14 protein-coding genes are annotated in these 14,540 nt (G+C 53.2%); 7 read left to right on the top strand and 7 right to left on the bottom strand.

Annotation, left to right across the window (positions count from 1 at the left end):
- Nucleotides 1-3 precede the first annotated feature (3 nt).
- Both AC6I8E_RS05255 and AC6I8E_RS05250 read right to left on the bottom strand, forming a co-directional pair.
- Nucleotides 4-960, bottom strand: coding sequence for a YbgA family protein (locus tag AC6I8E_RS05255; protein ID WP_013357131.1), 957 nt, complete (start codon nt 958-960; stop codon nt 4-6).
- 154 nt (nt 961-1,114) lie between these two features.
- Entirely contained in the window at nt 1,115-1,315 is a 201-nt protein-coding gene (locus tag AC6I8E_RS05250) for a DUF2517 family protein (RefSeq protein ID WP_013357130.1), read from the bottom strand.
- Between the two features lie 257 nt (nt 1,316-1,572).
- Between AC6I8E_RS05250 and kdpE the strand changes: the two genes are divergently transcribed.
- Nucleotides 1,573-2,247, top strand: a complete 675-nt coding sequence (kdpE, locus tag AC6I8E_RS05245) for a two-component system response regulator KdpE (RefSeq protein ID WP_147788527.1) — start codon at nt 1,573-1,575, stop codon at nt 2,245-2,247.
- A 273-nt stretch (nt 2,248-2,520) separates the two neighbouring features.
- Here the strand turns inward: kdpE and pgm are convergent, their stop codons facing one another.
- Nucleotides 2,521-4,161, bottom strand: a complete 1,641-nt coding sequence (gene pgm / locus AC6I8E_RS05240) for a phosphoglucomutase (alpha-D-glucose-1,6-bisphosphate-dependent) (protein WP_497824503.1) — start codon at nt 4,159-4,161, stop codon at nt 2,521-2,523.
- Between the two features lie 26 nt (nt 4,162-4,187).
- On the bottom strand, nt 4,188-4,736 hold the full coding sequence (gene seqA / locus AC6I8E_RS05235) for a replication initiation negative regulator SeqA (RefSeq protein WP_013357126.1): 549 nt from the start codon (nt 4,734-4,736) through the stop codon (nt 4,188-4,190).
- A 250-nt stretch (nt 4,737-4,986) separates the two neighbouring features.
- Between seqA and ybfF the strand changes: the two genes are divergently transcribed.
- The 4 genes from ybfF to fur all read left to right on the top strand — a co-directional run bounded on the left by ybfF (nt 4,987) and on the right by fur (nt 7,648).
- The gene (gene ybfF / locus AC6I8E_RS05230) at nt 4,987-5,751 is read left to right on the top strand and encodes an esterase (RefSeq protein WP_033782330.1); all 765 of its coding nucleotides are present in this window, start codon (nt 4,987-4,989) and stop codon (nt 5,749-5,751) included.
- 168 nt (nt 5,752-5,919) lie between these two features.
- Entirely contained in the window at nt 5,920-6,195 is a 276-nt protein-coding gene (ybfE, locus tag AC6I8E_RS05225; RefSeq protein ID WP_003852811.1) for a LexA regulated protein, read from the top strand.
- Between the two features lie 132 nt (nt 6,196-6,327).
- Nucleotides 6,328-6,858 (top strand): flavodoxin FldA, encoded by a 531-nt coding sequence (fldA, locus tag AC6I8E_RS05220; protein ID WP_013357124.1) that lies wholly within the window; start codon nt 6,328-6,330, stop codon nt 6,856-6,858.
- 346 nt (nt 6,859-7,204) lie between these two features.
- Nucleotides 7,205-7,648 carry a ferric iron uptake transcriptional regulator gene (gene fur / locus AC6I8E_RS05215; RefSeq protein WP_009091454.1) on the top strand — a complete coding sequence of 148 codons (444 nt, stop codon included), beginning with the start codon at nt 7,205-7,207 and terminating at the stop codon, nt 7,646-7,648.
- Nucleotides 7,649-7,713: 65 nt separating this feature from the next.
- Here fur and AC6I8E_RS05210 read toward each other — a convergent pair whose 3' ends face one another.
- The 3 genes from AC6I8E_RS05210 to nagE all read right to left on the bottom strand — a co-directional run bounded on the left by AC6I8E_RS05210 (nt 7,714) and on the right by nagE (nt 12,193).
- Nucleotides 7,714-8,109 carry a hypothetical protein gene (locus tag AC6I8E_RS05210; protein ID WP_013357123.1) on the bottom strand — a complete coding sequence of 132 codons (396 nt, stop codon included), beginning with the start codon at nt 8,107-8,109 and terminating at the stop codon, nt 7,714-7,716.
- A gap of 236 nt (nt 8,110-8,345) precedes the next feature.
- Entirely contained in the window at nt 8,346-10,013 is a 1,668-nt protein-coding gene (glnS, locus tag AC6I8E_RS05205) for a glutamine--tRNA ligase (protein ID WP_013357122.1), read from the bottom strand.
- A gap of 152 nt (nt 10,014-10,165) precedes the next feature.
- Nucleotides 10,166-12,193: an N-acetylglucosamine-specific PTS transporter subunit IIBC gene (gene nagE / locus AC6I8E_RS05200; protein ID WP_370421891.1), complete on the bottom strand. Its 2,028-nt coding sequence runs from the start codon at nt 12,191-12,193 to the stop codon at nt 10,166-10,168.
- A gap of 328 nt (nt 12,194-12,521) precedes the next feature.
- On the opposite strand from nagE, the gene nagB reads away from it, so the two are divergent.
- Both nagB and nagA read left to right on the top strand, forming a co-directional pair.
- Nucleotides 12,522-13,322: a glucosamine-6-phosphate deaminase gene (gene nagB, locus AC6I8E_RS05195; RefSeq protein ID WP_013357120.1), complete on the top strand. Its 801-nt coding sequence runs from the start codon at nt 12,522-12,524 to the stop codon at nt 13,320-13,322.
- 62 nt (nt 13,323-13,384) lie between these two features.
- A complete protein-coding gene (gene nagA / locus AC6I8E_RS05190; RefSeq protein ID WP_497824502.1) occupies nt 13,385-14,533 on the top strand; it encodes an N-acetylglucosamine-6-phosphate deacetylase in 1,149 nt (382 codons plus the stop codon).
- Nucleotides 14,534-14,540: the final 7 nt, after the last annotated feature.

The following is a 14,540-nucleotide window of genomic DNA, read 5'->3' as shown; positions in this document are numbered from 1 at the left end:
GAATTACTGTCCGTAGCGTAAGCACAAGGCTTCGGGATAGGGATCGAAATAGCGCTGCTGTGCCAGCCACGGATGCGGAAACTCAGCCATGTAGTGCTTGAGAATGGTAATGGGCACCAGCAGCGGTTGTGTACCCTGACGATAGCGGTCAATCAGCGTTGCCAGCTCCTGACGCTGCGGTGAGCTTAGCTGGCGGCGGAAGTAGCCCTGCACGTGCATCAGCACATTGGTGTGATTACGACGTGAGGCGGGACGTGACATCAGTTCCATCATGCGATTGCGGTACTCAAAGGCAAAGGCATCCAGCGAATCCCACTGGCTCATCGAAGCAACAAAGGGTCCCAGCTCGCGATATTTCTCCTGCGAATGCGCCAGCATCATCAGTTTGTAGCGGCTGTGAAAGGCGATCAGCCCGTGACGGGTCAGGCCGCTTTCCCACATCTGATTAAATTCATGCAGTGCGCAGATACGGCCGATAAAGTTCTCTCGCAGAGCGGGATCGTGCAGACGACCATCCTCTTCCAGCGGCAGCCAGGGCATCTCGCGCTGCAGGAATTCAGCAAAAATGCCGGTGCCCACTTTGCGGTTATTGTTGTTGTCGGGTTCGTAGACCCGTACGCGCTCCATCCCGCAGCTGGGCGACTTGGCGCACAGGATATAACCGGAGAGATGATGCAGCGATTTTACCCGCTCCGCAGACCAGTCACGCATCTGAGCGGTGACTTCTTCGCCGCCGTCTTTGCTGAAGCAAAGATGCACCTCATCATCACCCTGCTTTACCAGACGCAATGCCGGACGCGGCGTAGGCAGCCCAATCGCCATTTCAGGACAGATCGGCTCAAAGCGGACAAATGGCGTAAGATCCTCAGTTGCAAAAGTAAGACGCTTATGGCCACCATCAAACCTCACGCTATCGCCGAGCAGGCATGCACTGATTCCAACGGGGATTTTTTTGCTCATACTTGTACAACCTCCGAAATCTTGTAGAGGTTTAAGTGTAGCGCAAAATGGTCAGGAATAAAGGGGGAAAACGCGGTTCCGGACCGCTTATTCTCAGAAAAAACGCAAAAAAAAGCCCGGTCAGATGACCAGGCCTGTTCTGCGGGAGGGGTCATTACCAGAATGCGCCACCACCGGCTTCAGACTGCGCCAGCCAGACTGGCTTTGCGCTGGTCTTGCACCAGACGCGATGCAGGTAACTGTAGAAGCGTGCCCGATCCTGTCGAAACAGCATGACAGGCAGTGCCAGAACGCCGAGAAGAACCACCAGCGTACGACGCGCGAGTATTTTATAACGTGGATAAGCCTGATACATGGTTTCTCCTCCCGGTAAGTTAAAGTGTGCGAATGTGATCTGTGTTCAACTTTACGCCAGGTTGTGTAATTTTACTACTCATCTGACCACTTATTTGTCGCTATTTTTGCTGTTTAAGAATTAACCTGTAATTTAGTTACAGATAAGTTACCGCCAGGTTACGAGAGGGTTTGAATGCCCGAAAGATGACGCGCGCGGACGGCAGCATAAAATATTGATAAAGTAGCGCTTCGGCTCTCACTCAAGGCAGGTATTGCGTGACCACGGTTTTGATCGTTGAAGATGAAAAAGAGATCCGCCGCTTTGTCCGGCTGGCGCTGGAAAATGAAGATCTGAAGGTGTTTGACGCCGATACGCTGCAGCGCGGGCTGATTGAAGCGGCAACCCGTAAACCTGATTTAGTGATCCTTGATCTTGGCCTGCCGGATGGGGATGGCACCGATTTTATCCGTGATCTGCGCCAGTGGAGCGCCATACCGGTGATAGTGCTGTCGGCGCGCAGTGATGAACAGGATAAGATCGCCGCACTGGATGCCGGGGCGGATGACTATCTGACCAAACCTTTTGGCATTGGCGAACTGCTGGCGCGTGTCCGTGTTGCACTGCGCCGTCATGGTGGCCAGCAGCCCGAAGCCAGAATTCAGTTTGCCGACGTCAGCGTCGATTTTGCCGCACGGCGGGTACAGCGCGGCGGCAGTGAGATTCACCTCACGCCGATTGAGTTTCGTCTGTTGAGCATTCTGCTGAATAATGCCGGAAAGGTGCTGACGCAGCGGCAGCTGCTGAGTCAGGTCTGGGGACCCAATGCGGTGGAGCACAGCCACTATCTGCGTATTTATATGGGGCATCTGCGCCAGAAGCTGGAAGAGAATCCGACCCAACCGGTCCATCTGCTGACCGAAACCGGGATCGGCTATCGCTTTATGCCATAAAAAAGGCGCCAGAGGCGCCTTTCATAACTGCAAACAAACTCAAATCAGAGTGAATCTGACCGCAACGAATAAACCTGAGGCGCAGGGAACTGGGTCAGAGGAGGAAAGCGTCCCATGCCATGGATGGCGTGGGCCGAGCCTGTCATGGATGACGGCTTTTGCGTCTTTCCGATCTGACCCTGTTTCCTGTGCTGGCACGTTCCCGCAGCTAACTGGAGTAGATTTTGTCAACAATCTAAATGGCGCCAGAGGCGCCTTTTCTTTACCCGACTATCAGGCGTTTTTCAGCACTTCGCTGACAATCTCTACCGCTTCTTTCTCAATCTGCGCGCGGTGTTCTGCGCCCAGGAAGCTTTCACAGTAGATTTTGTAGGCGTCTTCGGTGCCTGACGGACGAGCAGCAAACCAGCCATTCTCCGTCATCACTTTCAGACCGCCGATAGACGCACCGTTACCTGGTGCCGCAGTCAGACGCGCGGTGATGGGATCACCCGCCAGCGTATCCGCGCTTACCATTTCTGGTGACAGCTTCGACAGTGCAGCTTTCTGCGCTGAAGTGGCGGATGCCTGCAGACGGTTGTAGCTTGGTGCGCCAAAGCGCGCGGCCAGCTCGTCATAATGCTGCTGCGGGTTTTTACCGGTCACAGCGGTGATTTCAGCCGCCAGCAGACACATGATGATGCCATCTTTGTCCGTTGACCATGGCGTGCCATCAAAACGCAGGAATGATGCACCCGCGCTCTCTTCGCCGCCGAAACCGAAGCTGCCGTCATACAGACCATCAACAAACCATTTGAAACCAACCGGCACTTCCACCAGCTTGCGGCCAATGTCGTTGACCACACGGTCAATCATGGCGCTGGACACCAGGGTTTTACCCACGGCGACATCCTGGCCCCACTGTGGACGATGCTGGAACAGATAGTTGATCGCGACCGCCAGATAGTGGTTCGGATTCATCAGACCGGCCGGAGTCACAATGCCGTGGCGGTCATAATCAGGATCGTTACCGAATGCCAGATCGAACTTGTCACGGTAGGCCAGCAGGCCTGCCATTGCGCTTTCAGACGAGCAGTCCATGCGCACGACACCATCTTTATCCAGATGCATAAAGCGGAAGGTCTGATCGACCGCGTCATTCACCAGCGTCAAATCCAGCTTGTAGTGCTCAGCAATACGCTGCCAGTAAGCAATACCGGAACCGCCCAGTGGATCAACACCCAGCTTCAGACCCGCTTTCTGAATCGCCGGGAAGTCGATAATCTCGGCCAGACCTTCAACGTAAGGCTGGATCAGATCTTTCTCGACCACGTAACCGCTGGCCATCGCCTGCTCCAGTGGCAGACGTTTCACCTCTTTCAGCCCATCTTTGATCAGCTGGTTGGCGCGATCTTCCACCACTTTGGTGACGTTGGTATCAGCCGGTCCACCATTAGGTGGGTTGTACTTGATGCCGCCATCTTCCGGTGGGTTGTGCGAAGGCGTGATAACGATGCCGTCAGCCAGCGGGCCGCCCGCTTTGTTGTGCTCAAGAATAGCGTTCGAGATCGCAGGGGTCGGCGTATAGCCATTGTCCTGCTGCACAATCACATCAACGCCGTTCGCCGCCAGCACTTCCAGTACCGACAGGATCGCCGGTTCTGACAGCGCATGGGTGTCTTTACCGACGTAGCACGGCCCGGTGATGCCGTTCTTTTTACGCTCTTCGGCAATCGCCTGCGCGATAGCCAGAATGTGCATCTCGTTGAAGCTCTGACGCCCTGCACTGCCGCGATGGCCAGAGGTGCCAAACTTCACCGCATGTTCCGGGTTCGCCACATCGGGCTGCAGGACATAATATTGTGACGTTAATTGTGCAACGTTAATCAAATCGCTCTGCTGGGCGGGTTGCCCGGCACGTGGGTGATTGGCCATTGGCGCTGCTCCCTGACGCTTAAGTTTTAAATGGTGCCGCAAACTTTCTCGGTCAGTTCCGCCGGGAACTGCATCGAGAGCATGATGTGTTCGACCATGCTGCATTTACGACCAGTATTGGTGTTGGTGATCACCCAGTACGGTGTGCCGGGCACATGCTTCGGCTTAGTATGGGTGCCATTCTGTAACAGCGTATGCTCATCACCAGCAAAATAGACGCGGGTGCGGCCCTGCAGAGATGCAGTAGCTTCAGCAAAAGCTGCAGTATCAAGACGATAGAGCGTTGACAAGATAAGCATAAAGCGGTTCACCGCCCGCTTCTGCTCCGCATATTCATCGGAAAGCAGCAGCTCACGCACCGCGCGGACACGATCCTGCGGGCGCGAACCCACGGACGCAGGCTGAGACTCTTTCGCTGCCTCTTTTGAGGCTGGCTGAGCAGGCGAAGCGGGTGCAGTCTGACCGGCAGTGAACTTCAGCATACGACGCAGAATGTCGGATGCGCTTTCACCAATGTGTTGCGTGTGGCTGGCAATATAACGGTAGAGCTCTTCGTCAACTTCGATCGTTTTCATCTTATTCCGTACGGTTCTTTCTCATGACAGAACCACCTGTTTCCTGAAAAGCTCTGAGTATAGTCAGGCAATTCAAAGGATGTGCGGGTTCTAACATCAGGATTATAAAGTTAAATTCAGGCGGGTTGTTAGCAATCAAACGGTTTACGGGCAAAAGTCAGAATATGTCCTAATGCCGCCGGAACCGGCGCGCCTGAAAAGGTGAAACCATGATAACCTAAGCACAGGTCTCAAACTTAAGAACTTTGCTATGATTTTGAACGCCCGTTTGCAAACTGAACAATCCCCTGCTGATTCCTTACCTGTCCTGCTTATCCACGGCCTGTTTGGCAGTCTGGATAACCTTGGCGTGCTGGCGCGTGGGCTCAAAGATGCCGGGCCTCTGCTGCAGGTTGATGTCCGCAACCACGGACTCTCACCACGATCTGACGAGATGAACTACGCTGTAATGGCGCAGGACATGGTCGATACGCTGGATGCGCACGGCATTGAACGCGTCGCGGTGATCGGTCACTCAATGGGCGGGAAGATCGCCATGACCATGAGCGCGCTGGTGCCGGACCGCATCGAGCGGCTGGTGATGATTGACATCGCTCCGGTCGACTACCAGACCCGCCGCCATGATGAGATTTTTGCCGGTATTCGTGCTGTAACCGACGCAGGCGTCTCGTCACGCAGTGAGGCGGCGAAGATTATGCGTACGCTTATCGATGAAGAAGGGGTGATTCAGTTCCTGCTGAAGTCATTTCAGGCGGGCGAGTGGCGCTTCAACGTCCCGGTGCTGTGGGATAACTACACCACGATTTCGGGCTGGCAGCCCGTTCCGGCATGGGATCATCCGGCACTGTTTATTCGCGGAGGCGACTCCAGCTATCTGGACAACCGCTACCGCGATGCGCTGTTGCAGCAGTTCCCGGCCGCGCAGGCACATGTCATTGGAGGCGCGGGACACTGGGTTCATGCAGAGAAACCCGATGCCGTTTTGCGCAGTGTCCGTCGCTTTTTTGCGCTTTAAAAGCAAATAGATGGCGGCAAAGGTTTAGGATTGGCGTCCGGAGTAAGCGTGAAGTATGATGGCGCGCTAAAATTTTGCCGCGCGTCCGTTTTGCTGCGGCAATAGCCAATAATTTATAATCTGCGCGGTGAGTGACTGGCGCCCGCCCCCATTCAGTTTTACTAAGCCATGGCAAAAGAACAGACTGACCGCACGACGCTCGATCTCTTTGCTGATGAGCGCCGCCCTGGTCGACCCAAAACCAGTCCGCTTTCGCGTGATGAACAGCTGCGCATCAACAAGCGCAATCAGCTTAAACGTGACAAAGGACGCGGACTTCGTCGTGTCGAACTGAAAATGAACAGTGAAGCCGTCGATGCGCTCAACACGCTGGCAGAACAGCGCAATCTCAGCCGCAGCGAGCTGATTGAACAGATGCTGCTGGCACAGCTCAAACTGGATTAATGCGGGCAAATCGCACGCAGGAGCAAATGTCGGGGCTTTAACCGTTCACCGGTTTTCTCTCGTCTGCTATTATTCGCTGAAATGTGCTGCGGCACACATCTCATTATCAGGATTTAAGAGGTTATTTTACTCATGGCACTCGTAGGCATCTTCTTTGGCAGCGATACCGGCAATACCGAAAACATTGCAAAAATGATCCAGAAACAGCTGGGTACAGACGTTGCAGAAGTGCATGACATCGCGAAAAGCACAAAAGAAGATCTGGAAGCGTTTGATATCCTGCTGCTGGGCATTCCGACCTGGTACTACGGTGAAGCGCAGTGCGACTGGGATGACTTTTTCCCGACGCTGGAAGAGATCGATTTCAACGGTAAGCTGGTTGCGCTGTTTGGCTGCGGCGATCAGGAAGATTACGCGGAGTACTTCTGTGATGCGATGGGCACGATCCGTGACATCATTGAGCCACATGGTGCAGTAATTGTCGGACACTGGCCAACCGAAGGTTACCACTTCGAAGCCTCAAAAGGTCTGGCCGATGATACCCACTTCCTGGGTCTGGCCATTGATGAAGATCGCCAGCCTGAACTGACTAACCAGCGCGTAGAGCAGTGGGTTAAGCAGATTTCTGATGAACTGCAGCTGAAAGATATTCTCGAAGCCTGATCCTGCCCGACTCAATGTGAGCGCCAGCTCACATTGAGGCAATGGAAATTCCTATAGAAATAATAGCCACATTTTTTTAACTTTCTCCGTTTAATCTGTAGAATACCCGCATCGATCTTCCGCTTATTTCTCAGGCGGCAAGACTAAGCGATGTACCAACAGACATCTGCCAGAATCCTCCCCGGCCCGGTGACCTATCCCCCACAGCCCGTGATGATTCAGGCACGCCCTCTGGTTTTCATTTCATCGCTTCAGTTCTATAATGAGACGCAAATGAGAATGAGCGCAGATCGACATTCAAGGCGACAAGCCACAAAAGTGAATATAGTGACAGGACAAAATCCGCATGACTGACAACAACACCGCATTAAAGAAGGCTGGCCTGAAAGTGACGCTGCCCAGACTGAAAATTCTGGAAGTGCTTCAGGAACCTGAGTGCCATCACGTCAGTGCGGAAGATTTGTACAAACGCCTGATCGACATCGGCGAAGAGATTGGCCTGGCTACCGTTTACCGTGTTCTGAACCAGTTTGATGACGCTGGTATCGTGACCCGTCATAACTTTGAAGGCGGCAAATCTGTCTTTGAACTGACGCAGCAGCATCACCACGATCATCTGATCTGCCTGGATTGCGGCAAAGTTATTGAGTTCAGCGATGAGTCGATCGAAACACGTCAGCGCGAAATCGCCACCCGTCATGGCATCAAGCTGACCAACCACAGCCTCTATCTCTATGGACACTGTACGCTGGGCGATTGCCGGGAAGATGAAACCCTGCACGACCAGTAACGCGAACTGAAATAAAAAAACCGGTGAATTCACCGGTTTTTTTTCGTCTGTCCTGGGCTGTGATATCAGGCGACCAGCGTCTCCTGCAGATAGCGCCAGCGTGGAATGGAGCTGCTGCAGTCCAGTATCGCAAGCGAAATACGGCTCTGATTATTGCCATTCATCATCTGCATTTCGCGATACTGCACGGTGATCTCTTTCTCATGATGAGAAAGGATGACGTGCTCGCAGGTGGCAATACGCATCCCTTCGCGCTGTCCCTGCAACTGCCTGAAGAGTTCCTCGACCTCGTTCAGATTGCACTCTCTGCCCTTTGGGGTGACCATGCGGAATTCAGGATGGAAATAGGACATCAGCAGCTCAAAACTGTCATCAGATCCGGCAGGCTGGTTAAAAATACGTTCAATGAGCTGATGTAAAACGACCACACTGTTTCTGGCTTCCTGGGCGAGAACTGTCATTTTTTTTCCTTCTGTAACCCGCTTTGCAACCTCTGAGAGCGCATAGCCTACCTGAAAGCGGATAATTCACATCCGGAAATTGATTAATTTTTTTAAACTCAGATTTCTCTCACAATGCGGCATTTAATCGGTTGCGGTTAGGTCAGAATAATCGTCGGCAATGATTAAAATCGGGGCAACAAAAAAGGGCGATAAATCGCCCTTTTGTCATTTTATGAGGTTAGCCTCAAAAAAATTTATTCGCCGGTTTTCGCCCAGGTATCACGAAGACCGACGGTGCGGTTAAACACCAGCTGCGACGGTTTAGAGTAAACGCTGTCGGCACAGAAATAACCTTCACGTTCAAACTGGAATGGAGTGGTCGGTTCTGCATCGCGCAGGCCCGGTTCCACAAAGCCCTGTTTGATCGCCAGTGACTCAGGATTGATTACCGCCAGGAAGTCCTCTGCCGCGCCCGGATTTGGCACACTGAACAGACGATCATACAGACGGAACTCTGCTGGCTGCGCGTGATCCGCAGACACCCAGTGAATCACCCCTTTGACCTTACGGCCATCGGCAGGATCTTTGCTCAGCGTATCTGTGTCGCTGGTACAGTAGATGCAGGTGATGTTGCCCGCTTCATCTTTAGCGACGCGCTCAGCACGAATCACATAGGCATTACGCAGGCGGACTTCTTTGCCCAGCACCAGACGCTTATATTGCTTGTTCGCCTCTTCGCGGAAATCGGCACGGTCGATCCAGATCTCACGGCTGAACGGCACTTCACGCGTGCCCATCTCCGGTTTACCCGGATGATTTGGCATAGTGATGATTTCGTTATGGCCTGCTGGCAGATTTTCAATGACTACTTTCAGCGGGTCCAGCACGGCCATAGCACGTGGCGCGTTCTCGTTCAGGTCGTCGCGAATACAGGATTCCAGCGAGGCCATCTCCACGATGTTATCCTGCTTGGTCACGCCAATACGACGGCAGAATTCGCGGATAGAGGCGGCGGTATATCCACGACGACGCAGACCTGAAACGGTCAGCATGCGCGGATCGTCCCAGCCTTCTACGTGCTTCTCAGTCACCAGCTGAGTGAGTTTGCGTTTCGACATCACCGCATACTCCAGATTCAGGCGCGAAAACTCATACTGACGCGGATGAACCGGAATGGTGATGTTATCCAGCACCCAGTCATAGAGTCGGCGGTTGTCCTGGAACTCCAGCGTACACAGCGAGTGCGTAATGCCTTCCAGCGCATCGGAGATGCAGTGGGTAAAGTCATACATCGGGTAGATGCACCACTTGTTGCCGGTCTGGTGGTGTTCCGCGAACTTGATGCGGTAAAGCACCGGATCGCGCATCACGATGAAATTAGAGGCCATGTCGATTTTAGCGCGCAGACAGGCCGTGCCCTCGGCAAACTCACCGTTACGCATCTTCTCAAACAGCGCCAGATTCTCTTCCACGCTGCGGTCGCGATAAGGGCTGTTTTTGCCCGGCTCTTTCAGGGTGCCGCGATATTCGCGAATCTGATCCGGACTCAGCTCATCAACGTAGGCGAGACCTTTAGAAATCAGCTCGATGGCATAGTCATAAAGCTGATCAAAATAGTTTGATGAGTAACAGACCTCACCGCTCCACTCAAAACCCAGCCACTGGACGTCACGCTTGATGGATTCAACAAATTCCACATCCTCTTTAACCGGATTGGTATCGTCGAAACGCAGGTTGCATTGCCCCTGATAATCCTGGGCGATGCCAAAATTCAGACAGATCGATTTCGCATGACCAATATGCAGATAGCCATTGGGCTCTGGCGGAAAACGGGTATGCACGCTGCTGTGCTTACCGCTCGCCAAATCTTCGTCAATGATCTGACGAATAAAGTTAGTTGGGCGGGCTTCAGCCTCACTCATCTCAAAAATCCTCAATACGAATAACGGGTGATTTGTACCACGAAGTAACGGAGTATGATCCACAAAGCGTCTGAGGGAAACAACCGTTTGTTAAGCCTTTAAAACAAAAAAGGCAGGAATCGCTTCCTGCCTGTGGGGTTCTGTTGCGGGGATTAGCCTTTCACTTCATACAGCGGAGTTTCACCTGCCATCACCTGACCGCGGGCCAGTAATGTCAGACCGGCGAAATCATCGCTGTTGCTGACAACCACCGGACTCACCATCGAGCGGGCATTGGCGTTCAGGAATTCAAGGTCCATTTCCAGCACAGGCTGACCGGCGACCACCGTGGCCCCCTCTTCAACCAGACGGGTAAAGCCTTTACCTTCCAGCGCCACGGTATCCAGTCCCATGTGCACCACAATCTCTACACCATTGTCCGTTTCCAGACAGAAAGCGTGATTGGTGTTGAAGATTTTCACCAGCGTACCGGCAATCGGTGCCACGACCCATTTGTCGCTGGGTTTGATCGCCAGACCATCGCCTACCGCTTTGCTGGCAAAGGCTTCATCCGGCACATCATCCAGCGCCACGACGTCACCGGTTACCGGTGCCAGCAATGTCGCAATAACACGCTTCTCACTGTTCAGCACGGCCTGCGGTTTAACGTCAGGCTCCACTGGCGCACTGCTGGTAGCAGCGGCTGCGACCGGGCCTTTGGTCAGCACTTTTTTCATCGCCGAGGCAATGCTTTCGGCCTGGGTACCTACGATGATCTGTACGCTCTGCTTATTAAGACGGATCACCCCGGATGCACCCAGACGCTTTGCAACGCCCTCATTGACCTGAGCCGAATCATTCACGTTAAGACGCAGGCGGGTAATACAGGCATCGATGCTGGTTAAGTTAGATGAGCCACCCACGGCACCAATATAACGGCGCGCCAGCGATTCAGTAGCCGTTTCACCATTGTCAGTTTTATCGACGTTAACGTCATAACCATCGCTTTCATCACCGGCAACAGCCAGCTCACGGCCCGGCGTCATCAGGTTGAATTTTTTGATGGTGAAGCGGAACACCACGTAGTAGATAACGAAGAAGACCAGGCCCTGCGGAATCAGCATGTACCAGTGTGTTGCCAGCGGGTTACGGGTCGACAGCACCATATCCACCAGCCCGGCGCTGAAACCAAATCCGGCAATCCAGTGCATGCTGGCAGCGATGAAGACCGAGATGCCGGTCAGGACGGCGTGGATCAGATAGAGCACTGGTGCCACGAACATGAAGGAGAATTCCAGCGGTTCGGTGATACCGGTAAAGAAAGCAGCAAATGCTGCAGCCAGCATGATACTACCGACTTTGACACGATTCTCTGGACGCGCGCAGTGGTAGATAGCCAGCGCAGCACCCGGCAGACCAAACATCATAATCGGGAAGAAGCCCGCCTGATAACGGCCGGTGATGCCCACGGTTGCCGATCCATCAGCCAGTGACTGCGCACCGCCCAGGAATTTAGGAATGTCATTAATGCCAGCAACATCAAACCAGAACACGGAGTTCAGTGCATGATGCAGACCGACAGGAATCAGCAGGCGGTTGAAGAAGGCGTAGATACCGGCACCGGCAGAGCCGAGCTTCTGGATATGCTCACCAAAGCCCACCAGGCCATTAAAAATAACCGGCCAGATATACATCAGAATGAAAGCGACGAAGATCATCAGGAACGAGACGAGAATCGGCACCAGCCGGCGTCCGCTGAAGAAGGAAAGCGCTTTAGGCAGCTCGACATGGCTGAAGCGGTTATAGACCTCTGCCGACAGAATACCGACCAGAATACCGACAAACTGGTTGTTGATTTTGCCAAACGCCACAGGCACCTGGTCAACCGGCATCTTCTGTATCATCGCCACCGCGGCCGGTGAGCAGAGCGTGGTAACCACCAGGAAGCCGACAAAGCCAGTCAGGGCAGCGGCACCATCTTTATCTTTTGACATGCCATATGCGACACCAATCGCAAACAGCACTGACATGTTTTCGATGATGGCGGCACCGGATTTGATCAGCAACGCAGCGAGCGCATTACCTGCACCCCAGCTGTCCGGATCGATCCAGTAACCCACCCCCATTAATATTGCTGCTGCTGGCAGGGTTGCTACCGGCACCATCAGTGCGCGCCCCACCTTCTGTAAATAACCTAACATATCCCCTTCCCCCTATGAGCCTGACTTGTCGCTTTGCGCCGCTTAATGTTGTTATGTCAGCTGCAAAGATCGCTAATACACTTCATATCACGCTGCGAAGTGTAATGATAAATTAATTCGCCTCGCAAATTAAAACCCTGGTAAATGTGATTTTTATCACTAAAAAACATCATGTCACACGGCAACATCTGGCTATCACCACAAACTTATTTTATGATCCGAAATATTGAATTACGCTCCGCCCGTAGCGAGAATAGACAATCTGCTCAGGCTGATGACTAACGCAACGGTTTAGCGATCCCCTTTCTATTTTCAAATGAGGTGAAACATGAGACTGATTCCTTTAGCGACGCCAACCCAGGTGGGTAAATGGGCCGCCCGACATATTGTTAACCGCATCAATGCGTTTAACCCGACGGCGGACAGACCTTTTGTTCTGGGTCTGCCAACCGGCGGCACGCCACTGGAGGCGTACAAACACCTGATTGATATGCACAAAGCGGGCCAGGTCAGTTTTAAACATGTCGTGACCTTCAATATGGATGAATATGTCGGTCTGCCAAAAGAGCATCCTGAAAGCTATCACAGCTTTATGTATCGCAACTTCTTCGATCACGTTGATATACAACCGGAAAATATCAACCTGCTGAATGGTAATGCGCCCGATATTGACGCAGAATGTCGTCAGTACGAAGAGAAAATTCGCGCACTGGGTAAAATTCACCTGTTTATGGGCGGTGTCGGCAACGACGGTCATATCGCCTTTAACGAACCGGCGTCTTCACTGGCTTCCCGTACCCGTATTAAAACCCTGACCCATGATACCCGCGTAGCGAACTCGCGCTTCTTTAACGGTGACGTGGATCAGGTGCCTAAGTATGCGCTGACGGTCGGCGTCGGCACGCTGCTGGATGCAGAAGAAGTGATGATTCTGGTTACCGGCCATGTCAAAGCGCAGGCGCTGCAGGCGGCGGTTGAGGGCAACGTGAATCATATGTGGACCATCAGCTGCCTGCAGCTGCATGCGAAATCGGTTGTGGTCTGTGATGAGCCAGCCACCATGGAACTGAAAGTGAAAACCGTGAAATATTTCCGCGAAATGGAAGCGGAAAATATGAAAGGCGTGTAACAGAATAGTCTCTTGCCCTGCTGTTACGCTGAGTGACAGCAGGCCAGGACGGGAGAAGAAAGATGTACGCATTAGTAAACGGTCGAATCTACAGCGGCCATGAGATTCTGGATAATCACGCCGTCGTGGTGGCTGACGGGCATATTGCGCGCGTCTGCCTACGTGAATCGCTGTCGGCCGATATTGAGCAGCGGGATATGGCAGGTGCGATTATTGCGCCGGGCTTTATCGATCTCCAGCTCAATGGCTGCGGTGGCGTGCAGTTCAATGACAGCCTTGATGCGCTCAGCATTGAGACGCTGGAAACGATGCAGCGCGCCAATGAAAAGTCTGGCTGCACCAGCTTTTTACCGACGCTGATCACCAGCAGCGACGCGCTGATGAAGCGGGCAATTGAAACCATGCGCGCTTACCTGCAGAAGCATGAGCATCAGGCGCTGGGTCTGCATCTGGAAGGCCCGTGGCTGAGTAAGGCGAAAAAAGGCACCCACGATCCGGCACTGATTCGCCTGCCGGATGCGGCGATGGTGCAGTATCTTTGCGACAACGCCGACGTCATCACCAAAGTCACCCTGGCACCAGAAAACGCCGGCAGCGACGTGATTCGTCAGTTGACCGACGCCGGAATCATTGTCTCAGCGGGTCACTCGAATGCGACCTATGAAGAGGCAAAAGCAGGTTTTTCTGCTGGCGTGAGTTTCGCAACCCACCTCTACAATGCTATGCCGGCGTTTGCCGGACGTGAACCCGGGCTTATCGGTGCGCTGTTTGATTCGCCTGATGTATACTGCGGCATTATTGCGGATGGTTTACATGTACATTACGCTAACGTGCGCAATGCAAAGCGCATTAAAGGCGACAAACTGGTGCTGGTAACCGATGCCACCGCACCGGCTGGCGCTGACATCAGCGAGTTTATTTTTGCAGGCAAAACAATCTATTATCGTGACGGCCTCTGTGTTGACGAAAACGGCACACTTAGTGGTTCGGCCCTGACGATGATAGAAGCAGTACAAAACAGCGTCGAGCATGTCGGTATCGCACTGGACGAAGCGTTACGCATGGCATCACTCTACCCGGCACGGGCGATGGGCGTGGAAAAACAGTTGGGCTCGATCGAAGCAGGAAAAATCGCGAACCTGACTGTGTTTACGCGCGACTTTAAAATCATTAAGACGTTAGTCAACGGAGACGACGTCCTGAGCGAGTAAGCACTGA

This window comes from Pantoea sp. X-Soil-YNGN-785, from assembly GCF_059730585.1.
This window is presented reverse-complemented; position numbering and strand designations above follow the sequence as displayed.